The organism is Brevibacterium sp. (genome assembly GCF_052105255.1).
Lineage (GTDB): Bacteria > Actinomycetota > Actinomycetes > Actinomycetales > Brevibacteriaceae > Brevibacterium > Brevibacterium linens_B.
The window spans coordinates 86505-111258 of record NZ_JBQDYQ010000005.1; the positions used below are offsets into that span (position 1 = coordinate 86505).

Below are 24754 nucleotides of genomic sequence, written 5' to 3' on the forward strand. Positions count from 1 at the left end.
CACGATGGGGCCCTTGGGGCCCGGGGGGCGACCCGTGCCCCGGCGCACCCCCGGCGCCCGCAACGCCCACGAACCCCACTAATTACTACCCGAGGGCGGCCCAGCAACCTCGCGCCTGGTGGCTGGGCCGCCGTCAGGTAGCAAGAAGGAGTCGACACGCACAGAAACACCGAGGCGGCCCACCACGATGGTGGGCCGCCTCGGCGACGATGATTCTCCTGAGTGACTCAGTGCTTGGCGTCGGAGCCTTCAGCCGACTGCGAAGCCGGCTTCGGTGCGGGAACCTCGTCCGCAGCCTCAGCCTTGGTCGAGGGTACAGCGGTCTGCGAGACCTCGGTGGCCGCGGCCTGGTGCGAAGCCGGGGTGGAACCGACCGGACGGGCATCGGCGGGACGGTTGTTCGGCAGCGGGGTCGACCAGGGATCTTCGACCGGCTGGGCCTTCTTCCACACGTAGTAGCCGATTCCTGCAGCCGAACCGATGACGAGAGTCCACACGAGTGCGGCTTTTCCGCCGCCGGACTTGCGAGCGGTGTCCTTCTCGATGCGCTTGCCGGCGTTGGCGAGAGCCTTGCGGGCCTTCTCCATGGCCTTCTTGTCGCCGGTGAGGCGGACCGCCAGGTCATCGATGAGCTTCGGGGTCTCGGCAGCGGACAGCGAAGTCGCGGCGTTCGATGCGAACTTGCCGGCGCGTTCGGTGGCTTCTGGTCGGTAGGACTCGAGCTTGTCGGCCCAGTTGTGGACCTGATCATTGGCCTTGTCGGCCAGAGCTTCGACCTGCGGACGGGCCTTCTCGGCGAACTCTTCGGCCTTGCCTGCCAGTGCCTCGACCTGGGGGCGGGCCTTGTCGGCGGCCTCACGCAGCTTCGGGGCTGCGGTCTCGCTGGCATCTGCCAGGACTCGGAGGGACGTCTGCTTCGCGGAATCGAGCTTCGAAGTGAGCTGATCTCGAGTGGGCTTCTTCGACATAAACTGTTCCCAATCCTTAGATGTCGGTGGTCAAGGTGATCACCGACCAGTCTACGGCCTCGGGGCAAACCTGGGGACAGCGGATGTCATCGAATTGTCTGCGGATCGCCTGACAGGTTGGGCAACGGACATGGTGCGAAACTGCATTCACCGCCTCGGCGTGGAAGAATGAAGTCATGACTACAGCCTCAACGCATACCGCAGTCCTGCACACCAACCACGGTGACATCACCCTCGACCTCTTCGGCAACCATGCTCCGAAGACCGTGGCCAACTTCGTCGAACTGGCCCAGGGTGAGCGTGAGTTCACCGATCCGTCGACCGGCGAGCCGACCAAGCGCCCCTTCTACGACGGACTCGGCTTCCACCGCGTCATCTCGAACTTCATGATCCAGGGCGGCTGCCCGCTGGGCACCGGCACCGGCGGACCCGGCTACACCTTCGATGACGAGATTCACCCCGAACTGCAGTTCGACCGCAAGTACCTGTTGGCCATGGCCAACGCCGGCAAGCAGATGGGACACGGCACCAACGGCTCGCAGTTCTTCATCACCACCGCCGAGACCCCCTGGCTCAACGGCAAACACACCATCTTCGGTGAGGTTGCCGACGAAGCCTCGCAGCGGGTCGTCGACGAGATCGACGGTGTGCGCACCGCTGCGATGGACAAGCCGGTCGAGCCGGTCGTCATCGAGAAGGTCGACATCACCGCGAAGTGAGTCACGGTCCTTGAAGGACTACTGAGTACCATAGTGTGATGGACACACCTGAGGAGGGCTCGGCACGGGAAACCGGCCGGGCCCTCTCTGCATCCCCGCCGCTGATCACCCGCACGCTCCTCATCGTCACCAGCGTGGCTTTTCTCGCGGAGCTCATTCCCGGCCTCGACCTGCTGCAGCGGCTGAGCTTCGTTCCCGCGCTCACGCTCGACCAGCCGTGGCGGGTGCTCTCGGTCGCACTCATCCACGAGGAGCCCTCACCGTTCCACCTGCTGGCGAACATGATCGGGCTGTTCTTCTTCGGATCCTTCGTCGAACGAGCTCTGGGGCATTGGAAGTTCCTGACCGTCTACATCATCGGCACCGCCGGCGGTTCGGCCATGGTGCTCCTGCTGGCCGACCCCTTCAGCGTCGACTGGGTGACGAACCACATAGGCGCGTCGGGCGCAGTGTTCGCGATCGTCGGCGTCCTCTTGGCCCCGACCCGTCGACTCGACCGGAACATCGCCGGGGTTCTCGTGTTCGTCGCGCTCAACTTCGGCTATGGGTTCCTCGTTCCGGGGGTGTCCTGGGAGTCCCACCTCGGCGGGTTGATCACCGGATTCGTCCTCGGCTGTGCGGGGCTGCTGGGACCACAGCGATCGCGGACGCTGGTGTTCACGGCGAGCTCGGTCGGTCTGGTGGTGCTCATGGCGCTCGCTGGGGCGTGGAAGACGGCCGGCCTCGGGCTGTGAGCGCGGACGGGCTGCGATCCCTGTCTCGGTCTCTGAGCGCGGCACGATCGGCAGTTGCGGAGAGCCGAATCGGCGCTGTCAGGCTACTACCAGACAAAAGCCGATCTGTGTGCACTCTGCAGTGGAAAATTCTTTGTCCACAAGCTCTATCCACAAGGTGGATAACTTACACACGTGTGTTTAGACTGGTCAGAACTTTAAAATAAGTTTTCCACAAGCGACGCACCCGGCTTGGGTATAACTCGACGCTTGTGGATTGTTGACGCGGGACTGCGCTTGCCGAAACGCGTGGGAAGCTCGGTGAATGCAGATTGTCTGGTCCATCAACGGCGATTCCGAGCTCGAAATCACCGTGGATGGACCAGACAATCGAAGCGCTTGCGGTCGGGACCGACTAACGCCAGCGTGTGGACATGATCAGACCCGCCACGAAGAAGGCGAAGCCGATGAGGATGTTCCAGTTGCCCCAGGCTTCGACGGGGAAAGCGCCCTGGGTGATGTAGAAGGTGACGAGCCAGATCAGGCCGATGAGCAGCAGGCCGATGAGCACCGGCAGGAACCAGCTCGGGTTCGGCTTGATGGTCTGCTGGCCCGAGGTCGAGGTGTAGCTCGCGGTCTTGCGACCCTGCGGGCGCTTGGCGGGATTGCCCGAACGGGACGTGCGCTTGGCGGCCGCACCTTTCGAGCCGGTTGTCTTGGAGGCCGATGATGTGGAATCAGAGGCCTTCGAGCCGCTTGTCTTGGAGTCGGAGGTCTTCGACGTCTTCTCGTCTATCGACGCCTTGCCCTTCTTCCCGGCGGCCGCAGTCTCTGAGTCCTTCGCGGAAGCCCTGTCGGAGTCCTCGGCTCCTGCGTCCTCGTCCGCGGCATCGTCCTTCAGGTCATCCGCAGCAGACTCCGTCGCATCAGACTCGGTGTCAGCAGCCTCGGCGACATCGGTGTCGAGCGATTCGGTCTCGAGTTCCTCGACCTCGGCAGGCTCGACCGCTTCAGCGGACTCGGCCTGCTTCGCCTTGGCCGCCGACGAAGTGCGAGAAGTGCGCTGGGGGCGTCCTTTGGACTTGGCCACAAGTACTCCTTTGTCGGTCGACCGTCGTTGGGGTCGCCGAATGAATGGTTGGGGACGATCGCAGACCAGTCTACTCGGGGCGGGGGTCACAGTGAAAAACTCCGACTACCCTGAAAGCGCCCCGAGCGCGCCCCGAACGATGATTCCCATAGGATAAAGTGCATAGGGGTGTCCCCGCCTGTCTTCTTCGACGGCCCCCGACAATGCAGTGACAGTCACGGAGCAGAAGTGGTGAATAGTTCCTCCTCGGGTAACGAACCGGGCGTGAATCCGCCCTCGCGACCCACTATCCGTCCTGCTCAGAGACGGCAGACTCCCTCTGACGACGGTGACCAGCAGCTCGGTCGCTCCGCCGATCAGTCTGCAGGTGGTTCCGCTGCCGCCGGCGACCAGCCGCTGCCCAGCCGACGCGAGCTGCGGCGCAGGGAAGCCGAAGCCGCCGCAGCCCAGGGCGAACCGACCGCCGTCTACTCCGACGCCCCGCCCGTCTTCGAACAGCCCCAGCTCACGCACGCCCACGCCACTCAAGCCATGCCCGCGGTCCCGCAGGGCCACGGCGGACAACCCACGCAGGGCCGCCTCGGCGAGGATCAGCCCCAGCCTCTTCCCGCAACCCGACAGCGGCGCCGGCGTCAGCCCACGGCGAAGGAACCGCTCGGCCCGATCCGCGGGACCGTGCGCACCTTCGGCGAACTGTGCATCACGGCCGGGCTCGTCCTCATCCTCTTCGTCGTCTGGCAGCTGTGGTGGACCGACATCCAGGCCAACCGCGACAACGCAGTGCTCGCCGACGAACTCACCCAGGACTGGGCGAATCAGGATCCGAACGATCTGCCCGACGATCCGGACGAACCCGTGGTCGCCGACCCCGTGGACAAGAACGAGGCCTTCGGCATCTTCTACATCCCGCGCTTCGGCGACGACTACTACCGCACCGTCGCCGAAGGCGTCGACCTCGAACCCGTGCTCAACCGGATGGGCGTGGGCCGCTACCCGAACTCGGCGATGCCGGGCGAAGTCGGGAACTTCTCCATCGCCGGCCACCGCGTGACCTACGGCAAGCCGCTCAACCAGATCGCGAACCTGCGCCCAGGCGATGAGATCATCGTCCAGACGAAGGACGGCTTCTACACCTACACCTTCCGCAACTTCGACATCATCCTCCCCGATGCCGTCGAAGTGCTCTCGCCCGTGCCCGACGCCCCCGACTTCAAGGGCAAGGACCGGATCCTGACGATGACTGCCTGCAACCCGATGTTCTCCGCCCGGGAACGCTACGTCGCCTACGCCGAACTCACGGACTGGACGCCGGCCGGTGACGGAGCGCCGGACAATATCAAGGACTCGAAGGCCTATGACAAGGTCAGCAAGAACGGCGGTGCCTGATATGTACGCATTCATCTGGCGGATCCTCCCGGGCAACTGGGTGGTCAAGCTCATCCTCGCCCTCATCCTCATTGCGGCTGTTGTGCTGCTGCTCATGCAGTACGTCTTCCCCGTGATCGCCCCGTACATGCCCTTCAACAACGCAACAGTGACCGAAGGCGGACAATGACGCAACGGAGAGCAATGACAAAGATCCTCGTCATCGACAACTACGACAGCTTCGTCTACACGCTCGTGTCCTATCTGCGTGAGCTCGGAGCGGATGTCGACGTCGTCCGCAACGACGACATCCCCGCCTCCGCGATCGCGGAGACCGTGAGCGCCTACGACGGCGTGCTCCTGTCCCCGGGGCCCGGTGTGCCCGCAGAGTCCGGGGTCTGCCCGCCCCTGCTGTCCTGGGCGGAGACGGCCGGCATGCCCGTGTTCGGCGTCTGCCTGGGCCATCAGGCACTCGGCGAGGTGTTCGGCGCCGAGGTCACGCATTCTCCCGTGCTCATGCACGGCAAGACCTCGGTCATCACCCACGACGGCGAAGGCATCTTCTTCGGATGCCCGAGCCCGCTGACCGTCACCCGCTACCATTCGCTGGCGATCGTCGACGAGACCCTCGACCTCGAGAAGTTCGCGGTCACCGCCCGCACCGACGACGGCATCGTCATGGCCATCGAACACCGGGAGCAGCCGCTGTTCGGCGTCCAATTCCACCCCGAATCTGTGCTCACCGAATATGGATACCTCATGCTCGGCAACTGGCTCGAGGTGTGCGGTCTCGAGGGCGCTGCCCAGGCGGCGGCGGGCATGTCGCCGCTGGCGACCGCGATCGCCTGAGAATTCCCGCCGATCCCTGGTCTCAGGGTTCTCGCCGAGGCGGCCCATCGTTATGATCGTGAGCACAGTGATCCCTGTGCTCAGATGATCCGAATCCGCGCCGGGATCCGTGCATGGCCTCAGGAGCCGTGCACTGCCGACGAACAGGAGACACCGACGATGTCAGAACCGACCTATCTGCGCGACGAACCGTTCACCGAACTCACCGTCATCGAGGTCCCGGCCACTCCGGCGGCGGTCGTCGAGGCGCGCGAAGTGCACATGTCGGGCCTGCCGGAACTCTTCGACGCCACGTTCTCCGGACTCTTCCCCGTACTCTCCGAGGCAGGACTCGAACCCGCGGGACCGGCCTTCGCTCTCTACACCCGTCAGCCGAGCGAAACGGTGGATCTGCAGGTCGGCATCCCCACCTCGGCGGGACTGACGAATGCGCAGCCGATCGCCGGCGGGCACATCGTCATCCCCGCTCAGCTGCCCGGCGGATCCATGGCCGTGCGCAGCCACCTCGGCGGATACGACGGGCTCGGTGAGTCCTGGGCACAGCTGCTCAAGGACGCGATGGCGGCCGGGCATCGGCCGGGACTGCCGTTCATCGAACTCTATGTCACCGAACCCAGCCCCGAGGCGGATCCCGCCGATATGCGCACCGACCTGTTCCTCACCCTGGAGTGAGGACCAGCGTCACCGACGCCCACAGACTCTCTTCGGAGACGACAGCGGCCGGGCCAGTCGATGACTGACCCGGCCGCCAGGCGTCAGAGGCGTGTTCGACTCAGTGGCCGATAATGCCTTCCGTCCAGTTGTCGAAGAGCCCTCCGCCCATCGAATCCTTGTCCTTCTCGTCCTGATCGCCCTCGTCGTCTCCGTTGTCCCCGTCATCGCCGGGTGCGGTCGGGATGCCTCCGGGGACCGAGGGAATCGAGGGCGACGGCTCCGGCGGCTTCTTGGCCACCTTCACCGTGATCTCCGAGCCCTGCTTGACCTCGCTGCCGCCGGTCGCGGACTGCTCGAAGACCTTCTTCTCATCGTGTTCGTCGGTCTCGACCTCTTCGGTCTTGCAGGTGAGCTGGTACTCATCGCCTTCGAGGGTCTTGCAGGCCTCCTCGGCGGTTTGGCCGGTGACATCGGGGACCTTGACGAGACCTGAGGACACGACGAGATCGACATTCGAATCGATATCGACCTCCTGACCGTCGCCGGGCTTGGTCTCGATGACCACGCCCTTCTCCACATCCGGGGAATTCTGGGAGATATGGGTGCCGGCCTGGAGCCCCGCGTCATTGATGATCGTCCGCGCCGCCTCCTCAGTCTTTCCGGAGACGTCGGGGATCGTCACGGACTCGGGGCCGGAAGAGATGATCAGCCTGACCACGCTGTCCTTGTCGACCCTCTGACCGCCCGGAGGATCGGTTTCGATGGCCTTGCCCTTGTCGACTTCCGAGCTGTACTTCTCGTCCGTGTTCACTCGCAGGCCCTGTTGCATGAGGGCCGCCTCGGCTTCGTCGGCATCCATATTGGCCACATCCGTGACTTCGACCTGGAGGATCGGTTCGGGCTTGTTGATCTCGTACACCCACAGGGCCACGGCGGCCAGGGCGAGGAGCACGAAGATGCTGCCGATCCAGACCCAGGCGCGCGAACCCTTCTGCGGCGGACGCTCCTCCTGATTGGTCATGATCGCCGATACGGGCCCGGTTTCGGGAGTGGGCTCGGCCTCGTTGGCATAGGCCATCGGAGTGGTCATGGGCGGGGCCATCATCGGATACGCCTGCGTGGCCTCGACATCGTCCTCGAAGCTCATGGGACGGCCGTCGCGGGCGGCGAGTACGTCCTCACGGAAGGTGTAGGCATCCTGATACCGGGCGTCGCGGTCCTTGAGCAGAGCGTGGAGGAGGAGCCTGTCGACGGCCGGTGGGATGTTCGAGTTGAAGAAGCTCGGCGGCTGTGGGGTCTCCCCGACATGCTGGTAGGCGACGGCCAGCTGGGAGTCGCCGACGAACGGAGGACGACCGGCCAGCAGCTCGTAGAGCAGGCAGGCGGTCGAGTACAGGTCGGAGCGTGCGTCGACGACCTCGCCGCGGGCTTGCTCTGGGGAGAGGTACTGGGCGGTGCCGACTACGGACTGGGTCTGCGTCAGCCCCGAATTGTCCTTGAGCGCTCGGGCGATGCCGAAGTCCATGACCTTGATGTCACCCTCGGGGGTGAGCATGACGTTCGCGGGTTTGATGTCGCGGTGGACGATGCCGTTGCGGTGGGAGTACTCGAGCGGGGCGAGGACTCCGGCGATGACGTTGAGGGCCTCGTCGACGGTGAGTGTGCCGTGCTCATTGAGGACTTCGCGCAGGGTCTGACCCTCGACGTATTCCATGACGATGAACGGCACGGACACGGACGAGCCGCCGGACTCGACGAATTCCTCCTCACCGGAGTCGTAGACGGAGACGATCCCGGGATGGTTGAGACCGGCAGCGGACTGGGCCTCACGCTTGAGCCGGGTGTGGAACGACGGATCGCGGGCGAGATCGGAGCGCAGAAGTTTGATGGCCACACGACGTCCCAGACGGTTGTCGACGCCCTCATGCACTTCTGCCATGCCCCCACGGCCGAGGAGCGCACGAACTTCGTAACGCCCCGACAGAACCTTGGGTTCACTCATGTATGTCCTCCGCTAGTCTCACCCGGTCGGTGGATTCGTTCTCACCCGACCCGGGTCGAGTTTCAGTATCTCAAACTCTTCGTTTCTCGTGCTCGCTGCTCGGTATCGTTCAATGTCTACCCATTGCCATTGTTCCCGCCATTGTTCCCGCCTGAGTTGCCGCTGGCCTCGCCGCTGTTCGCGTTGGCCGACGACGTCGAATCGCTTCCGGACCCAGTGCCGGACGAGGTCGAACTTCCCGAGGTGTCGGCGGAATCCCCGGAACTCGTTGAGTCCGACTCGCCCGACGTCTCCGAGGAACCTTCGGAGCCCGAGTCGGTCGAGGTCTCGGAGTCCGAGGAAGAGCCCGAGTCCGAATTCGACTGGCTTCCCTCGGAGTCGCTGCCGGAGTCCGAGTCACTGCTGCTCGAGGAGTCCGACTCGGAGCTCGACTCCGAGTCAGTGCCCAGACCCGAATCGGATCCCGAATCCGAGGCCGGCTCCTGCGGCTCTTCGGCCGGACCGGCGGAGATGTAGAGGGTCACGGTGTCGCCTTCTTCGAAGGTGTATCCATTGTCGCCCTCGCCCACATCGGCGACTGTTCCGGCGGTGCGCTCCGAGTTGATGTCCGTGGTCTCGACCTCGAGTCCCTTGTTCTGAAGGTTCTGCGTCGCCGAGGATTCGCTGAGTCCGATGTAATCGTTCTTATCGATCTCGATCGTCTTCGCCGCCTCCGAGGTCGGCGCCGAGGTCGACGGTTCCGGTTCGGGTTCGGCATTGCCTCCGCCGAGGAAGAACCACAGCAGGGAACCGACCGCGATGAGGGCGATGATCGCAAGGATCCAGATGAGGACGCGGCCCTTGCTCGAGGGCTTGTCCTTCTCCAGATCCTGATTCTGCGGACCGTTGGGATCGATCTGTCCCGTATTCGCCGCGGCGGCTCCGGCACCGGCCGCACCGGCGCCGACGATTCCGGCACCGACAGCTCCAGCGGCTGCGCCGTTCGGATACACCTGGGTCGCATCGTTCGAGGAGGTGACAGGCAGGGTCTTCGTCGTGGCCGCAGGCTCCGGGTTGTTGAAGACCTGGGTCAGGGCTTCGGACGCGGCGGCCCCGTGCCGCATCTGCGGGACGAGCTCCTCGGCTCCTGCGATGTCTCCGGCCGAGAGCGCCTCGGCGGCCTTGGAGACCTTGAAGGCATCGGAGGGTCGACGTTCGGGCTTCTTCTCCAGCAGGCAGTGGACGAAGCGGCGCAGCGGTTCGGAGACCGTGTCCGGCAGCGGCGGGTGCTGCTGATTGACCTGGGCGATGGCGATGGCCACCTGCGAGTCTCCGGTGAAGGGACGCTGACCGGCCAGAGCCTCATAGGCGATGATGCCCAGTGCATAGAGGTCGGAACCGGGCCCCGACCCCTTGCCGGTGGCCTGTTCGGGAGCGAGGTACTGGGCGGTGCCCATGACCTGCCCGGTCTTCGTCAGCGGTGCCTGATCGGTGACCCGGGCGATGCCGAAGTCCGTGATCTTGACCCGGAAGTCCGGAGTCATGAGGATGTTGCCGGGCTTGATGTCGCGGTGGATGACGCCCACCTTGTGTGCGGCGCCGAGGGCGGCAGCGGCTTGGGTGACGATGGAGAGCGTATCGGCCTCTGACAGGGGCGCACTGCGTTCGATGATGGCCGACAGGGCCTCACCGGGCACGTATTCCATGACGAGATAGGGCGAACCCTGCTCGTCACCGTAGTCGTAGACGCCGGCGATTCCCGGGTCGGAGACGCGGCCCATGTTCTGGGCTTCGGCACGGAACCGGGCGAGGAACGTCGATTCGGAGAGGTACTCGTCCTTGAGGATCTTCGCCGCGACCTCGCGGCCGAGCACGGAGTCCACACCCTTCCACACCTCGCCCATGCCGCCGACGGCGATCCGGGAGGTGAGTTTGTAACGGTTGCCCAACAGGGTGCCTTCGACGGGTCTCATTTCTCGACCACCGCTTCCATCATGTTCTTCGCGATCGGTCCTGCGACCGTCGCACCATAAGCTTCATTGCCCGCGTTTCCGCCGTTCTCGACCACGACCGCGACCGCGACCTGAGGGTCGTCGGCGGGGGCGAAGGAGATGAACCAGGCATGGGGTGCCGCGCCCGTGGCGTGCTGGGCCGTGCCGGTCTTCGCTGCGACCTTCGTATCGCCCATCTTCGCCACCGAGGCGGTGCCGTTCTCGACCACACCGGTCATCATGTCGGTGAGCTTGTCGGCCGTGCCTCCGGACACGGGGCGGGACATCTGGCTCGGGCGGGTCTCGGAGATCGACTCGAGGGTGTTCGCATTGAGCACCCTGTCGACGAGCTGGGGCTTCATCATCTTGCCGCCGTTGGCGATTCCCGCGGTCATCATCGCCATCTGCAGCGGAGTCGACCTGACCTCGTACTGACCGAGCGAGGACTGAGCCAGCTGCGGCGGATTGAGGTCGGACGGGAAGGAGGACGGGGTGACATCGAGAGGGATCTCGAGATCCTCGCCGAAGCCGAACTTCTCGGCCTGCTCCGCGATCGCGTCTTCTCCGAGGTCCATGCCCAGGGAGGCGAATGAGGTGTTGCAGGATTCAGCGAGCGAATCGGCCAGCGTCGGCTTGCCCCCGTTGCGGCAGGCACCGGGATGCGAGTTGCCGATCGTCGCCGTCGTCTGCGGCAGATCGAGCGTGGCGGGTCCGTTGAGCTGCGAATCGGGCTCGTAGTCCCCGGATTCCAGCGCGGCCGCTGCGACGAGGACCTTGAATGTCGAGCCCGGCGGATACAGGTTGCCGCCGATAGCGCGGTTGTAGGCGGGTTTGCCGTCGGCGGCTTCTAGGTTCTTATAGGCCTGGCTGGCTTCGGTCGCGTCGTGGCTGGCCAGGGCATTGGGGTCCCAGCCCGGGGTCGAGGCCATGGCCAGGATCTTCCCGGTCTTCGGGTCGAGAGCCACGGCGGCGCCGTTCTGGTTGCCCAGTCCGTCCCACGCCGCCTGCTGGACCTTCGGGTCGATCGTCAGCTCGACGGCGGCGCCGCGAGGCTGCTCACCGGTGAAGAAGCTGCCGACCTTGTCGTAGAAGAGGGCGTCGGAATCGCCGGAGAGGTAGTCACCGGCGGCGCGCTCCATGCCGGAGGCCCCGGACACGATGGAGTAGTAGCCGGTCAGGGAGGCGTAGGCGCGCGGATCGAGGTTGTCCGAGCCGTATTTGCGCTGGTACTTGTACTTGTCGTCGACCGGTTCCGAATACGCGATCGGGGTGCCGTCGACGAGGATCGGACCGCGGTCACGGGCCAGCTGGTCGAGGATCCGGCGGTTGTTCAGCGGATTGTTGTTCAGCGAATCCGCAGTCACGTACTGCACCCAGCTCGTCGACCCGAACAGGAGCGCGAACATGACGAATCCGACGACGGCGATATGCGTCAATGGCTTCTTCATCGTTCACCTCCGGTGGGTCGTTGATCGAAGTCGGTGGGAGCCTCGCCGCTGGGCCGTGCGCCCGCGGACGGCAGGTTCGTCGTGGGGGCATCCTCGTCGACGGTGAGCGCCGAGGCGGCCGTGTCGTTGGCGCGAGCATCCGCGGGAACGGGCTCGGGATCCTCGGTGATGGTGAGCACTCCGGTGTGGAATTCCTCCACGGGGCGCCTGGCATTGTCCGAGATCCGCAGCAGCAGGGCGATGATCATCCAGTTCGCGATGAGCGAGGAACCGCCCTGTGCGAGGAACGGCGTGGTCAGACCCGTCAGCGGAATGAGACGTGTGACGCCGCCGACGACGACGAAGACCTGCAGGGCGATCGTGAACGACAGGCCCGTGGCCAGCAGGGTGCCGAAGCCGTCACGGAGCTGCTGAGCGGTGCGGATTCCGCGCTGGAAGATGAACAGGTAGCACAGCAGGATGACGAAGAGTCCGGCCATGCCGATCTCCTCACCGAAGCTGGCGTAGATGAAGTCAGACTCGGCGTAGGGCACCATATTCGGTCGGCCCTCACCGAAGCCGGTGCCGATGAGTCCGCCGTTGGACATGCCGAACAGGCCCTGCACGAGCTGGTAGGAACCACCGGGAGTCTTGTTGTACTCCTCGGGGGTCAGCGCATTGAGCCACCCGGACACACGCTGGTCCACATGGGAGAAGAGGAACGTCGCCGCTACCGCACCGATGGAGAAGAATCCGAGGCCGAGGATGATCCACGAGACCTTCGACGTGGCCACATAGAGCATGGCGACGAAGAGGCCGAAGAAGAGCAGGGAGGTGCCGAGGTCGCGTTCGAAGACGAGGACGCCGACGCTGGCGACCCAGGCGACGACGATGGGTCCGAAGTCGCGCAGGCGGGGGAAGCGGATGCCGAGGATCTTCGGCCCGGCGGCGACGAGCTGGTCCTTGTAGGTGACGAGGTAGCCGGCGAAGAAGATGGCCAGCAGGATCTTCGCGATCTCACCGGGCTGGAAGGACAGAGGGCCGACGCCGATCCAGATGCGGGCGCCGTTGATGGTCTTGCCGATGCCCGGGATGAGCGGAAGCACGAGGAAGACCAGGGCGGCGAAGCCCGAGACATAGGTGTAGCGGCGCAGCCAGCGGTGGTCGCGGACGACGAAGATCACGGCGATGGCCAGGCCCACGCCGAGTGTCATCCACACCAGCTGGGTCATCGCCGAACCGAGGTATTCGTCGCGGCCGAGGTCGACGCGGTAGATCATGGCCAGGCCGAGCCCGTTGAGCAGCACCGCGATCGGCACGAGCACGGGATCGGCGTATTTCGCCTTGATCCACACGATGATGTGAAGGATGACGCCGAGTGCGGCCAGCCATGCGGCATACCCGTAGACATTGGCCGGGATGGTGTCTTCGACGCCGAGGCCGACGAGGGCGTAGGCACTGGTGGCGACGGCGATTGCCAGGATCAGGAGACCGAGCTCGGCCAGACGGTAGGTTCTGGGGCGCGCGGTCTGCGAGGGAGCCTGGTTCATCACTGCGACTCCCGGGTGATGGCGTCACTGGGGTCCGCGGACTTCGAGTCCGGAGGTGAGGGGGCCGGGTCGGTCGGACTGGTCGAATCCTCGACATCGCCGGACATTCCGGCGGAGCGATCGGATTCCTTGCGCAGATTGTCGATGATGCGATCCGCCTCGTCGCGGGATCCCGCGGGAATCGAACCGCGGAGCCGGTCCTGGGAGTAGCTGTTGAGGCTGCCGACGTCGATATCCGTGGTGTCGACGAGTCGGCTGAGTTCGATGGGTCCGAGCGTGGTGTCGAGACCCCTGTAGAGGGAGACTCTACCGTCGTCGTCGGCGACATAGTACTGGTGGCTGACGTAGTTGAAGGCGAAGAATCCGCCGACAGCAAGCGCGACGATCACGATGGCGGTGATGATCCACCCGAGGTAGGACCTTTTCTCGACTTCATCATCGAGGTCGGCCTCCTCTTCTGCCTCGGCAGCGGTGTTGGTCCGCAGCGGCTGAGTGGTGCCGTCCCGCGGTTCGCGGTCCTCGCCGTCGACGGTGTGGATCGGTGCGGTGTCGGCGGAGACATCGCCTGCGGGGAAGGTCTCATGGGCTTCGGTGTCGACGGTCGCCTCGGTGTCGGGATTCGCACCGATCGCGGCGTAGCGCGGATTGAGGTGGACGGAACCGACGGACACGCCTTCGGTGGTCTCGACTTCGCCTTCGAGGACATCGCCGACGACAACGGTGACGTTATCGGCGCCGCCTCCGGCCAATGCCAGGTCGATGAGCTGCCGACAGGCCTCGTCGGGGTCGGCCACCTCTTTGAGCACGCGGGTGATGTCGTCGATATCGGCGAATCCGGTCAGACCGTCCGAGCACAGCATCCAGCGGTCGCCGACCTGGGCCTCGCGCAGGGACAGATCGAGGTCGGGAGAGGCACCGACATCGCCGAGGACCTTCATCACCACCGAGCGCTGGGGATGGGTCTCGGCCTCCTCGGGGGTGATCCGGCCCTCGTCGACGAGCATCTGCACGAACGTGTGGTCGTGGGTGATCGGCTGAAGCTTGTCGTCGCGCAGCACATAGCCGCGCGAGTCGCCGATATGGGCGAGAGCGAAGCGGTTGCCGGTCGCGCGCAGAACAGCGGTGACGGTGGTACCCATTCCGGCGAGTTCGGGCTGTTCGCCGACACCACGGCAGATGCGGTCATTGGCTTCGAGGATCGAGGTGCGGAGGAGTTCGAGGGCGTCTTCGCCACCGGGTTCGCGGTCGAGTTCGGCCAGGCGGGACACGGTGATCGCCGAGGCGACATCTCCGCCGGCGTGACCGCCCATTCCGTCGGCGATGAGCAGGAAATTGGGTCCCGCATAGCCGGAGTCCTGGTTGTTCTTACGCACCAGCCCGGTGTGAGACCGGGCTGCCGAACGGAGAGTGATGGTACCGCCGGTCGTCACGATTGGGTCTCCAGGGTCGTATGTCCGATGGTGATCCGGTTGCCGATGGCCAGCTGGATGGGCCCGGTCATGCGTGCGCCGTCGACGATGGTGCCGTTCGTCGACCCGAGGTCTTCGAGCATCCAGGCGCCGTTCTTCGCCGAGATCCGAGCATGATGGCTGGAGGCGAAGTCGTCGTTGATGATGATCGTGTTGTCGGGAGCTCGTCCGAAGGTCACGGGCGCTCCCGAGAGTATCAGCGTCTGACCGGCCAAGGGGCCGTCGGTGATGCGGATGGTGCCCGGATGGGCGTGGGCGACCGGGCCGGCCGCCGGACGAGGTGCGGGAGCCGGGCGCGACGGTGGCGGCGGTGCGGACTGGGAGCCGCCTCGGCGAGACTTCTTTCCGGCGCGGGCCTTTCGGGGGCCGAAGATGTCGCGGCGGAGGACTCCGGCGACTCCGAGGACGAAGAGCCAGAGGATGACGAAGAATGCCAACCGGAAGACGGTGACGGTGAATTCGCTCACTGGGCATCCCGCTCGTTGTAGTGGACCTCGGCCTCTCCGGCGAGGAGGACATCGCCGTCGGACAGGGTCGCCGATGTCAGTTTGCGTCCGTGCAGCAGAGTGCCGTTCGTCGAACCGAGGTCATTGGCCACGGCCCGGTCGCCTTCGACGACGATCTCGAAATGACGACGTGAGACCCCGGGGTCGTCGATGACGAAGTCCGAGCTCGACGAGGATCGACCGAAGGTGTTCGTGCCCTGGCGCAGCATCTGTGTGCGACCGTCGATGGTGACGCTCGCTTCGATGGTGCGAGCAGGTGCCGGTGCCGGTGCTGGCCGGGAGGCAGTGTTCGGTCGCGAGGTCGCGGCGGGGGGCGGAGCCGAACGGGCGGGTTCGGGGGTGCGGCGCGGGGTCGCGGGTCGGGAATCGGAGTTCGGGGACTCGCCGACGATCGAATTCGCCCGCGAGATCGGGTCGTAGCCGCCGCGGTTGGCCGGCTGGGCGGCAGGAGAGCCGTCGGGACGCTGGGTCGAGGACACGACGCGGTACATTCCCGTGTCGAGGTCGTCGGCGAGAGCGAATTCGACGGAGACGGGGCCGACGAAGCTGTAGGCCTGTTCGACGGCGTGATCGCCGACGACCTGGCGCAGATCGGAGCGCAGTTCTGACTCGAGTCCGGAGAGTCGGTCGTAGTCGGTCTGCGAGAGCTCGATGACGTAGTGGTTGGCGGTCAGGGTGCGACCGCGGGAGACCACGGCGGCCTTGTTGTCAGCCTCACGGCGCAGGGCTCCGGCGAGCTCGACGGGTTCGACCTGGGATCGGAAGGCCTTCGCGAAGGCGCCGTTGACGACGTTCTCCAGCCCCTTCTCGAAGCGATCGAGTAACCCCATGGCACCTCCTCATCAGGTGTTGCCGTTGCCGGACGAACTCTTCGCCAAGCGGCGCCGAGTGCTCTGACCAGGTGGTCCTGATCACGTGCACTCTGGGCACATCAACACCCAATCCTAACGCGGTGAGGCTCTCAACTCACGTCACGCGTGTTCGCAGGGCGAAGCTGTGCCGTGATTCCCTGCGCGCGTCCAGGGAAGATCGAGGCAGTGCGCGCGGTGCAGGTGGGCTCGTCTGCGGGGCGAGTCACCTCAGCAGCTGCGGAGGGAGTGGGGCCTTCGCTGCGGGGTGAGTCGCCGGCGCGGCGACCGGCGAGAATGTGAAGGTGGACACGTTCGGGCGGTTTCGGCTTCCTCGGTTTTCAGTTTCGCCGTCTCCGATGCTAGAGTTTTACCTTGTTCGCGCGAGTGGCGGAATTGGTAGACGCGCTGGCTTCAGGTGCCAGTGGCCGCAAGGTCGTGGGGGTTCAAGTCCCCCCTCGCGCACAGCGAATGACAATCCCCTCACTGGGTCCCGACAGGGTCAGGGTGAGGGGCTTCTTCTTGCCTGCGGTCGGTTGAAAACTCGCGAAAGGCCCAGTTTGAGTTGAACAGCCCTGTTTCAAACATGGGCTGTTCAACTCAAACTGGGCCTTACGCAGTGCGTGGGGCGTCGGGTGAGCCGCCTAGGCGCGCTCGTAGTTGCGGGCACCGCCCTTGATCCCGGCGAAGCGGAACGGTCCCGCGGTCACCTTCGGGGTCGTGACGTCCTCGGCGCTGGAGAGTTCGGTCGCATGGAGCGCGCGATAGGCGTCGATGGACAGCGGCACTCGGGCGTCGAGCGCCTCGGTGACGGCCTGTCGGCGCGAATGCTGCTCGTAGCCGGGGACGACGCGGGTGGTGAAGAACTCACCGACGCTGCCCGATCCGTAGCTGAAGAATCCGATGCGCTTGCCCGCGAGATCCTCATCGTGGTCGAGCAGCGAGCACAGTCCTGCATAGAGCGAAGCGGTATAGGAGTTGCCGAGGCGACGGTTGTACAGGGTGCTCGTGGCCAGCCCGGTATCGCGCGGGCCGGTGGCAACGGAGTTATCGGCACCGGCGGCAGCGGCCGGGCCCGAGGCAGCGGCCGAGTCGGCGGCAGGTGTGCCAGAACCGGCAGTGCCCGCGGCGGTCCATGCGACGATCTCCGTCTCGAGATCCTCACCGGTGAGCCCGGCGAGGTGGACCTGCGCTTTCTTCGCCATCTTCGTGAACGGCTGGTGGTAGAGCACGCGGTCGATCTCGGCCATCGCCGGTCCGCCCCGCGCGGCCAGATCGGTCCACGCTCCGGTGAGCGAGTCGAGGTAGGCGGTGACCGACAGGGCCCCGTCGACGATCGCGGTCGTCGAATCGTTCGGGCGCCAGAAGTCGTCGACATCGGCCGAGTTCAGCCCCGAGACCGGTTCGATCTCGAGCAGCTTCGGATCCGCGGAGACGAGCATCGCCACGGCACCGGCGCCCTGAGTGGGCTCACCGGGGGTGTCGAGTTCGTAGCGGGCGACATCCGAGGCGATGACGAGCACCCGCTGGCCGGGAGAACGGGTGACGATGCCGACGGCGGCCTGCAGCGCCGCCGTCGCCGAATAGCAGGCTTCCTTGACCTCGACGACACGCATCTGCGACGGCAGGTCGAGCAGCGAGTGCACGGCCATGCCGGCGGCCTTCGACTGGTCGATCCCCGATTCGGTGGCGAACAGCAGGGTGCGGATTCCGTCGGAACCGCTGCGCCGGATGATCGGCGCGGCGGCCGCGGCCGCCATCGTCACGACATCCTCATCCGGAGCCGGGAAGCTGAACTCGTCCTGGCCGAGGCCGAGGCGGAACTTGTCCGGATCGGTGCCGTTCGCCTCAGCGAAGTCATCGAGCCTGACGACATGATGGCTCGTAGCCAGTTCGATGTCATCGATTCCGATCGGTGCAGTGCCCGCAGCAGTGTGTGATGTCATGCGGCCTCGCCGTCCTCCCGCTGAGCGGCGGCATCCCGCTCTGCCTCAGCCTTGCGTTCCATCTGGCGGTGAGTGTCCATCAGCTCACCCGGGTTCGTCTGCGCGGCGAGCAGCGAGAGCTCACCGCAGAGCACGGTCGCGGCCATGAGCGCGGCCAGGCGACGCGAATTCGCTCCCGGCTCACGATCCTCACGGCAGCCGAGACGTGTCAGAGCCTCATCGACATGCGGCAGATCCTTGCCGTTGCCGACGGTGCCGACGATGAGGTGCGGCAGCGTCGTCGAGAAGTACAGTCCCTCGGGGCGGTTCTCCGCATAGGTGATGCCCTGCGAACCTTCGACGATGTTCGCCGCATCCTGACCGGTGGCCAGGTAGAAGGCGAGCAGCATGTTCGCATAGTGGGCGTTCGCCGAGCGCAGGGCTCCGGCGATCGTCGACCCGACGAGGTTCTTGCGCACGACGAGTTCGACGATCTTCTCCGCGCTCGTGCGCAGGCGACGCTCGACGACCTCGTGGGGCAGGACGATCTCGGCGACGACATTGCGTCCGCGTCCGAGGATTCCGTTGACCGCGGTGGCCTTCTTGTCCGAGCAGTAGTTGCCGGACACCGAGCCGTAGTCGAGGCCAAGCTGCCAGGACAGGATGGTGTCCATGAGCGAATCCGAGGCCTGGGTGACCATATTGTGCCCCGAGGCGTCGTTCGTGCGGAAGGCGAAGCGGACGAAGATCAGGTTCCCGACGATCTCGGGGTGGATCTCGATGAGCCGGCAGTGGCCGGACCCGGCTTCGACGACGGATTCGAGTTCACGGGTGCGGTGACGGATGGCCTGGGCGGCGGCTGAAGCGCCGATCGCGGATTCGGCGACGAACAGCACGGACCGGGTCATCCGCTCATCGACGATGACGGTGCGGATCCCGCCGTCGATCTCGCGGGAGATCGACGCCCCGCGCCCGACGGAGGGCCACAGCGGGGTCTCGTACGTTGCCAGGGGCACGGCCACCTCGGTGTGGGTGCCACTCGGCGCCAGCGCTTCGCCGCTGACCCGCAGGGGACCGACCCACGTGGTGGGGATCCCGGTGATCGTGGTCTGCTGATTCACAGCTGATTCCTCCTCGAAAGGACGTCGGATCGGTGCGAGAGCGCGGTGACGTCGATTCCGCGCAGGCGGGCGAACTCGCCGAGGTGGCCCCGCGTAAGCAGGTCCGTGGCCGTGAGGTCCGTGGATCGCTGCGCCCCGAGCAGGGCGAACAGAGCCGAGGTCTGAGTCTGCCAGGTGTGCACGAGATCGACGAGCCCGTCCGGACCATGGTCGAGCACGGTCTGCAGGAACGTGCCGGCTACGCCGACGGCGCGAGCACCGCAGGCCAGTGCTTTCACAACATCATAGGGGTTGCGCACGCCGCCGGAGGCCAGCAGCACGCGGTTCGAGACGCCGTCGTCCATCGTCGTCTCGGTCGTCCACTCGGCCGGGGCGTCGAGCAGGCAGGCCAGGGCCGACTGGCCGAAGCCGGTGAGCATGGAGAAGTCCTCGGCCGGTGCGCGATCGTTCTCGATGCGCAGGAAGTCCGTGCCTCCGGCGCCGGAGACATCGGCGTACTGGACCCCGATATCGGCGAGCAGCCGCAGGGTCCGGCGGCTGAGGCCGAATCCCACCTCTTTGACGACGACGGGCACGGGGCAGGCGGCGACGATGTCCTCAAGGCCGGACAGCCAGGTGGAGAAGTCGCGGGTGCCTTCGGGCATCGCGGTCTCCTGCACGGGGTTGATGTGCAGCTGGAGGGCATCGGCACCCAGCAGTTCGACGGCCCGCCGGGCATCATCGGCGCTGCGACCGGCACCGAGGTTGCCCATGACGAAGCCGTCCGGGTTCTCCTCTCGGATGACGGTGAAGCCCTTCGCTGCTTCGGCGTCGTCGAGGGCCACGCTCATCGATCCGCAGGCCATGGGCAGGCCGGTCTCGGCGGCGGCGATGGCCAGGTCGCGGTTGATCTTCGCCGTGGTCTCCGTGCCGCCGGTCATGCCGTTGACGTAGAAGGGCGTCGGCCACGTCCAGTCGCCTAGTTCGACGCTGAGGTCGACAAGTTCGGGGTTCGTGCCCGAGAGCGCATGGTGGACGAATTCGAGGTCGTCGAAGTCGGTCCGCCGCGGCCCCTCCGTCTGCTGCGCCGAGGCGAGGCGTACGTGGTCGTCCTTGCGGGAGGCCCGTGAGGCTTTGGTCTCCGGTGTCTCGACGGATGCCGGGGTCTCAGAACTCATCGATCTCGCCTTCCTCTCGGTGGGCACCGAGGTCCAGGGGTCGGATTCCGGCGGCTTCCCAGCCGCTGAGAATGGTCTGTGCTTCGGTCTGTGTTTGAGCGAGGGCGATTCCGCAGTCGCCGCCGCCGGCTCCCGAGGGCTTCGCTGCGGCCCCGTAGGTTTCGGCGATCTCGCACAGGTCGTGCAGGGCCTCGGTTTCGATGAGGCTGCCCGTGGAGTCGCTCAGTCGCCGCAGCAGGGCACGCACGGAACGGAGCGTGGTCAGGCTCGCCTCGGCATCGTCGGCGTCGAAGGCCGCCACCAGGTCGTCGACGAGCGTGTGCGACTCGGCGGCGAAGGACACGAGTGGGCGCGCCTTCTGCGGTGCCGAAGTCGATTCGGCAGAGGATTCGGATTCCGGCTCGCGCGGGGTGTGCACGCGTGTGACGAGGTGTTCGGTCGACGCCGGTGATCCGGTCCAGCCGACGAGGAGGTCGAGCGAGCTCGGTGGTCTGACCCGTCGGGCCGAGCAGCCCGCCCATTCCGAGCAGCTCATGGCGGACACGACCCCGTGGGCTTCGCGGTGAGCGTGCAGGGCTGCACGGTCGGGGGAGGAGTAGCGGATCCAGCCGCCGAAGGTGCTCGCGGCGAGATCACCGCCGGAGGCCTTCGTGGAGATCGCGATGGTCGCTAAGACCGCGAGTTTGAAGCGTTCGGTCAGGGTCAGCCCGAGGCGATAGAACTCATCGAGGGCGGCGATCGTCGCCACCGTCACGGCCGCCGAGGAACCGAGACCGAACTTCCGGCCGTCTGAGTCATTGAGTTCGCTGGAGATCTCGAGATCGAAGTAGCGGGGGCTGGCACCCCGGCCGGAGCGCAGCTCTTCGACGGTGGAGATCGCCGAGAGCACATAGTCGAAGGGGCGCTCATCGACGATGATCTGCTCACCATCGTCTTCGCGCCGCCACACGACGGGAGCCTGACCGTATTCGCTCGAGTGGATGCGGCCAGCACCTTCGCTCTCGGTCAGCCGGACGGTGATGCACCGGTCGACGGCGATGAGCACGGCGGGCTGTCCGGGTTCGACGACGGCGTATTCGCCGGCGATGAACAGCTTGCCGGGCGCCCGGGTCTCGATCATGCCAGGCTGCCCTCACCCGCAGCCGGGTTCACTGCGTCTGCGGGCGGGACTGCGTCAGCGGCGGTGAGCAGGTGGGCTCCCGGGCCCGGCGCGACGACGCGGACGTCGCCGAAGCCGGAGAGCTTCTCGGCCAGCGCCTCTGCGTCATGGGGGCGGACGATGACGGCGACGTTCGGGCCGGCATCGGCGGTCGAATAGGCTTCGATTCCAGACTCGCGCGCGTCGGCCACGGCGTCGAAGATCGCGTGGCTGGTCGGATTGAGGAACCCGATCGGCGGCACGGTGGACTGGATGAGTCCGTGCATGCGCAGGGCGTGGGATTCGGTGATCTCGCCGATGCGGGTGAAGTCCCCGGCCGCACAGGCGGCGACCATCTGCTGGAGGTAGTCCTCGGTCGAGGACACCCAACCGGAGTAGAAGGGGGAGGTGGCGGCGGTCAGGCGCATCGCCTCGCGGGAGGACACGGCCTTCCTCGCCCGGTTGACGGTGACGATGATCATCCGCATATCCGGGGCGGGAACGGTCTCGGCGAAGGAGGCGGCGTCGTCGCCGGCGTGCCAGACGGCGATGCCGTCGGGAATCGAGCGGCAGGCCGACCCCGAACCGCGGCGGGCCAGCCGGCTGAGGTCTTTGGCGTCGAGGTCGAGGTCGAAGGCGGCAGCAGCGGCTGTGGCCAGTGCTGCGAATCCTGACGCCGAGGAGGCGAGCCCCGCCCCCGTGGGCACGGAGTTGCGGGACCGGACGAGGACCCGGTCATCGCGTCCCGCCAGGGCGCGGACATGGTCGAGGAAAGTCGAGATGCGGTCGGTCTGACCGGCATCGGCGAGTGCGCCGTCGAGTTCGAGGACATCGTTCTCGGCGTCCGGGGCGGGCACCACGGTGGTCGTGGTCTCGAAATGGTTCAGCGTCAGCGACAGACTGCCCGCAGCGGGCAGGATGAGCTCCTCATCGGCCTTGCCCCAGTACTTGACCAGGGCGATGTTCGGGTAGGCCCGCGCCGTCGTCGTTCTCATGTCGGTCTGACCTCCGTCGTCCAGGTGCGGGGTGCTCCCGCCTTGCGCAGGGCCTCGGCGAGCTCTTCGGCCGAATCATCGTCCTCGGCCAGGGCCAGCACGCAGCCGCCGAGTCCGCCGCCGGTGAGTTTGGCACCCCAGGCCCCGGCCGCCGTGGCGGCATCCACGAGGGAATCGAGGGTCGGGGTCGACACGCCGAGGCTGCCGAGCAGTCCATGGGCTTCGTTCATCAGCGTGCCGATCGCCCCACGATCACCGGAGCGGATGTTGTCGACGGCGGAATCGGTGATTTCGGCCAGACGGTCGATCATCCCCCCGATGCGCACAGGATCGGCGTCACGGCGGGCTCGGACCCCGCCGACCGCCTCGGCGGTGGACCCGTGAAGACCGGAGTCCGCGAGGACGAAGACGAGGCGCTGACCGACGTCGATGGTCTGGGCGCACCCGGTCTGGAAGCGGATGGGGGCGGGTTTGGCCACGGCCCAGGCATCGATTCCGCTGGGTCGGCCATGGGCGACGGTTTCGGCCGCCTGCACGATTTCGTGGAGGGTGTTCTCGTCGAAGACCGTCGCATGCAGGTTCGCGACCGCGCGGGCCACGGAGGTGGCCACGGCTGCACTCGAACCCAGGCCGCGACTGTGGGGGATCGCCGAACGGATGAGCAGCTCCACCTCGGCATCGGGATTTCCCACGGCCTTCAATGCGGCGTTGAGACCGGCGACGACGGGGCCCATCGGCTCCGGAGCGGTCTGCGCATTTCCGGAGAACAGCTGGCTCTCGATCCGGGTCTCCTGATGCGGGGACCGGCGGATGTCGGTCTGGACTCCGAGCCCGTGCAGTGGCACTGCGACGGCCGGAGAGCCGTAGACAACCGCGTGTTCGCCGAACAGGATCGCCTTTGCGTGGGCGAAGCCCTGGGACGTGCCCTGGGCGGGTTCGGTCTGAGAGGAATTGTGCATGCAGGATGGTTTCGGAGTCTGTGGATTGATTTCACCATCATATGCCGTACCCCCGCCCATCCCGAAGACGAGGTGACGTCCGTCTCAGGTGAGTCCTACCGAGAGGTACTCGCGTTCGGCCGGGTCGGTGGTCAGGTCGAGCGCCCGCCGGCGGGCGGTGGCCGCCTCGTCAGTGCGGCCGAGGCGGGCGAGCAAGTGAGCCCGCAGCACCCAGGCAGGTTGGAATGCGGAGAGACGAGGCGAGTCGGCAGCGAGCGCGTCAAGTGCTGCCAGTCCGCAGGGCCATGGCTGCCGCGATCTGCTTCGTCGCCATCCCCATCACCGCCGAGAGCATGAGCAGCGGCCGGGCGGGAGGGTCGATGTCCGGATGCGCGCAGGCGGCGAGGAGTTCGAGCCGGCGGTCGGGCAGGGCGGCAGGGTCGTGATGGGCGGGGTCGGGGCCGCCGTCGATGCGGTCGATCGTTTCCTCGTCGAGGGCCGTCGAGGTCCGTGCCGCCGCCGATCTCCACACGTCCCGGCGGGCATTGAGAGCCACCCGGTAGAGCCAGCCCTCGGGATTGGCGGGCGGTCCGTGGGCCCGCCACGCGGTCACGGCACGTTCGAGGGCGCTGGACAGCGCATCCTCGGCGCCGGAGATATCACCATCGGCGGCCGCGATGAGCGCGATGATCCTGCCCCAGCCGTCCTGGGACAGGATCATCGCGCGCTCGGCAGGATCGGCGGACTCGGTCATCGGCGAGTGATCAGGAGGAGCCGTCCGGGCGGGACGGGCAGTCGCCGGGGCGCGTCGGCTCGTCGCCCGGTCGGGTCCACGTGCCGTCGACGAACGAGGTCGCCGCGGGTCGGACCTCGATGGTGCCGTAGCTCGTGCCGGGGAACTTCTCGGCCCAGGCCAGGGCCGCCTCGATGTCGGGAACGTCGATGACGACGACCCCGGCCAGGGTCTCTTTCGCCGCGGCAAAGGGCCCATCCTCGATGACGACCTCTCCGGTCCTCCGGGTCACGGTCTTCGTCTCAGAGTGGGGTGCGAGCATCTCCCAGGCGACGAAGACCCCGGCCGAGGTCAGCGCATGGCCGAAGTCGTCCATGAGGCGCATCATCTCCTGGACGTCCTCTTCGGTGGGGGCGGGGCCGTCGGCTCCGGGCTCGGGTGCGTGGAAGATCAGTGAATAGCGCATGGTTCGCTCCGTTCTGTGTGCGGCGGCCGGATTTCGGTCGCTTACAGAGAAGACGATCGAATCGACGCCGATTCGACAGCTGTGCAGAATTCTTCCACGAATCCCCTCCGCCGAGGCGGCTGTGGCCCCAGTCCGGACCGCCGAGACGGTC

General features: G+C 66.3%; 24 protein-coding genes and 1 tRNA gene. 7 read left to right on the plus strand and 18 right to left on the minus strand.

The features are described from left to right. Positions 1–227: 227 nt before the first annotated feature. A complete protein-coding gene (locus ACTIIH_RS03170; RefSeq protein WP_441450397.1) occupies positions 228–968 on the minus strand; it encodes a hypothetical protein in 741 nt (246 codons plus the stop codon). Between the two features lie 176 nt (positions 969–1144). Here ACTIIH_RS03170 and ACTIIH_RS03175 point away from each other — a divergent pair, with 176 nt between their 5' ends. Next, positions 1145–1687 carry a peptidylprolyl isomerase gene (locus tag ACTIIH_RS03175; RefSeq protein WP_441450398.1) on the plus strand — a complete coding sequence of 181 codons (543 nt, stop codon included), beginning with the start codon at positions 1145–1147 and terminating at the stop codon, positions 1685–1687. A 38-nt stretch (positions 1688–1725) separates the two neighbouring features. Beyond that, positions 1726–2421 (plus strand): rhomboid family intramembrane serine protease, encoded by a 696-nt coding sequence (locus ACTIIH_RS03180; protein ID WP_441450399.1) that lies wholly within the window; start codon positions 1726–1728, stop codon positions 2419–2421. 394 nt (positions 2422–2815) lie between these two features. On the opposite strand, the gene ACTIIH_RS03185 is transcribed toward ACTIIH_RS03180, so the two are convergent. Further along, on the minus strand, positions 2816–3490 hold the full coding sequence (locus ACTIIH_RS03185) for a cell division protein CrgA (RefSeq protein WP_441450400.1): 675 nt from the start codon (positions 3488–3490) through the stop codon (positions 2816–2818). Positions 3491–3718: 228 nt separating this feature from the next. On the opposite strand from ACTIIH_RS03185, the gene ACTIIH_RS03190 reads away from it, so the two are divergent. From ACTIIH_RS03190 to ACTIIH_RS03205, 4 genes are all read left to right on the plus strand, one after another. Further along, positions 3719–4876, plus strand: coding sequence for a class E sortase (locus tag ACTIIH_RS03190; protein ID WP_441450402.1), 1158 nt, complete (start codon positions 3719–3721; stop codon positions 4874–4876). Position 4877: 1 nt separating this feature from the next. Next, the gene (locus tag ACTIIH_RS03195; RefSeq protein ID WP_167443994.1) at positions 4878–5045 is read left to right on the plus strand and encodes a hypothetical protein; all 168 of its coding nucleotides are present in this window, start codon (positions 4878–4880) and stop codon (positions 5043–5045) included. Positions 5046–5059: 14 nt separating this feature from the next. After that, positions 5060–5704 carry an anthranilate synthase component II gene (locus tag ACTIIH_RS03200; protein ID WP_441450404.1) on the plus strand — a complete coding sequence of 215 codons (645 nt, stop codon included), beginning with the start codon at positions 5060–5062 and terminating at the stop codon, positions 5702–5704. A gap of 159 nt (positions 5705–5863) precedes the next feature. Next, the gene (locus ACTIIH_RS03205) at positions 5864–6376 is read left to right on the plus strand and encodes a GyrI-like domain-containing protein (RefSeq protein ID WP_441450406.1); all 513 of its coding nucleotides are present in this window, start codon (positions 5864–5866) and stop codon (positions 6374–6376) included. Between the two features lie 100 nt (positions 6377–6476). Here ACTIIH_RS03205 and pknB read toward each other — a convergent pair whose 3' ends face one another. The 7 genes from pknB to ACTIIH_RS03240 all read right to left on the minus strand — a co-directional run bounded on the left by pknB (position 6477) and on the right by ACTIIH_RS03240 (position 16112). Further along, complete coding sequence (gene pknB, locus ACTIIH_RS03210) at positions 6477–8360, minus strand: Stk1 family PASTA domain-containing Ser/Thr kinase (RefSeq protein WP_441450407.1); 1884 nt, start codon at positions 8358–8360, stop codon at positions 6477–6479. A 116-nt stretch (positions 8361–8476) separates the two neighbouring features. Continuing rightward, positions 8477–10312: a protein kinase domain-containing protein gene (locus ACTIIH_RS03215; protein WP_441450409.1), complete on the minus strand. Its 1836-nt coding sequence runs from the start codon at positions 10310–10312 to the stop codon at positions 8477–8479. Next, positions 10309–11778, minus strand: coding sequence for a peptidoglycan D,D-transpeptidase FtsI family protein (locus ACTIIH_RS03220; RefSeq protein WP_441450410.1), 1470 nt, complete (start codon positions 11776–11778; stop codon positions 10309–10311). Before ACTIIH_RS03220 ends, ACTIIH_RS03215 begins: the two co-directional genes overlap by 4 nt. Then, on the minus strand, positions 11775–13307 hold the full coding sequence (locus ACTIIH_RS03225) for an FtsW/RodA/SpoVE family cell cycle protein (protein ID WP_441450412.1): 1533 nt from the start codon (positions 13305–13307) through the stop codon (positions 11775–11777). Before ACTIIH_RS03225 ends, ACTIIH_RS03220 begins: the two co-directional genes overlap by 4 nt. Further along, positions 13307–14680 (minus strand): protein phosphatase 2C domain-containing protein, encoded by a 1374-nt coding sequence (locus tag ACTIIH_RS03230; RefSeq protein ID WP_441450414.1) that lies wholly within the window; start codon positions 14678–14680, stop codon positions 13307–13309. Before ACTIIH_RS03230 ends, ACTIIH_RS03225 begins: the two co-directional genes overlap by 1 nt. A gap of 53 nt (positions 14681–14733) precedes the next feature. Continuing rightward, positions 14734–15243, minus strand: coding sequence for an FHA domain-containing protein FhaB/FipA (locus ACTIIH_RS03235; protein ID WP_441091221.1), 510 nt, complete (start codon positions 15241–15243; stop codon positions 14734–14736). Then, positions 15240–16112 carry a DUF3662 and FHA domain-containing protein gene (locus ACTIIH_RS03240; RefSeq protein WP_441450416.1) on the minus strand — a complete coding sequence of 291 codons (873 nt, stop codon included), beginning with the start codon at positions 16110–16112 and terminating at the stop codon, positions 15240–15242. Before ACTIIH_RS03240 ends, ACTIIH_RS03235 begins: the two co-directional genes overlap by 4 nt. A 399-nt stretch (positions 16113–16511) precedes the next feature. Here ACTIIH_RS03240 and ACTIIH_RS03245 point away from each other — a divergent pair. Next, positions 16512–16595, plus strand: a tRNA-Leu gene (locus tag ACTIIH_RS03245). Between the two features lie 179 nt (positions 16596–16774). On the opposite strand, the gene ACTIIH_RS03250 is transcribed toward ACTIIH_RS03245, so the two are convergent. The 9 genes from ACTIIH_RS03250 to ACTIIH_RS03290 form a co-directional block, all read right to left on the minus strand. Beyond that, positions 16775–18076: a hydroxymethylglutaryl-CoA synthase family protein gene (locus tag ACTIIH_RS03250; protein ID WP_441450417.1), complete on the minus strand. Its 1302-nt coding sequence runs from the start codon at positions 18074–18076 to the stop codon at positions 16775–16777. After that, a complete protein-coding gene (locus ACTIIH_RS03255) occupies positions 18073–19176 on the minus strand; it encodes a hydroxymethylglutaryl-CoA reductase (RefSeq protein WP_441450419.1) in 1104 nt (367 codons plus the stop codon). Before ACTIIH_RS03255 ends, ACTIIH_RS03250 begins: the two co-directional genes overlap by 4 nt. Further along, a complete protein-coding gene (fni, locus tag ACTIIH_RS03260) occupies positions 19173–20333 on the minus strand; it encodes a type 2 isopentenyl-diphosphate Delta-isomerase (RefSeq protein ID WP_441450421.1) in 1161 nt (386 codons plus the stop codon). The genes ACTIIH_RS03255 and fni overlap by 4 nt, the downstream gene beginning before the upstream one ends. Beyond that, on the minus strand, positions 20323–21453 hold the full coding sequence (locus tag ACTIIH_RS03265; RefSeq protein WP_441450423.1) for a phosphomevalonate kinase: 1131 nt from the start codon (positions 21451–21453) through the stop codon (positions 20323–20325). The genes fni and ACTIIH_RS03265 overlap by 11 nt, the downstream gene beginning before the upstream one ends. Further along, positions 21450–22466 carry a diphosphomevalonate decarboxylase gene (gene mvaD, locus ACTIIH_RS03270; RefSeq protein WP_441450424.1) on the minus strand — a complete coding sequence of 339 codons (1017 nt, stop codon included), beginning with the start codon at positions 22464–22466 and terminating at the stop codon, positions 21450–21452. Before mvaD ends, ACTIIH_RS03265 begins: the two co-directional genes overlap by 4 nt. Further along, a complete protein-coding gene (mvk, locus tag ACTIIH_RS03275; RefSeq protein WP_441450425.1) occupies positions 22463–23425 on the minus strand; it encodes a mevalonate kinase in 963 nt (320 codons plus the stop codon). Before mvk ends, mvaD begins: the two co-directional genes overlap by 4 nt. Positions 23426–23509: 84 nt before the next feature. Beyond that, a complete protein-coding gene (locus ACTIIH_RS03280; RefSeq protein ID WP_441450427.1) occupies positions 23510–23635 on the minus strand; it encodes a hypothetical protein in 126 nt (41 codons plus the stop codon). Between the two features lie 49 nt (positions 23636–23684). Next, the gene (locus ACTIIH_RS03285) at positions 23685–24158 is read right to left on the minus strand and encodes a hypothetical protein (protein WP_441450428.1); all 474 of its coding nucleotides are present in this window, start codon (positions 24156–24158) and stop codon (positions 23685–23687) included. A 10-nt stretch (positions 24159–24168) separates the two neighbouring features. Further along, a complete protein-coding gene (locus ACTIIH_RS03290) occupies positions 24169–24603 on the minus strand; it encodes a YciI family protein (RefSeq protein WP_441450430.1) in 435 nt (144 codons plus the stop codon). Positions 24604–24754 lie beyond the last annotated feature (151 nt).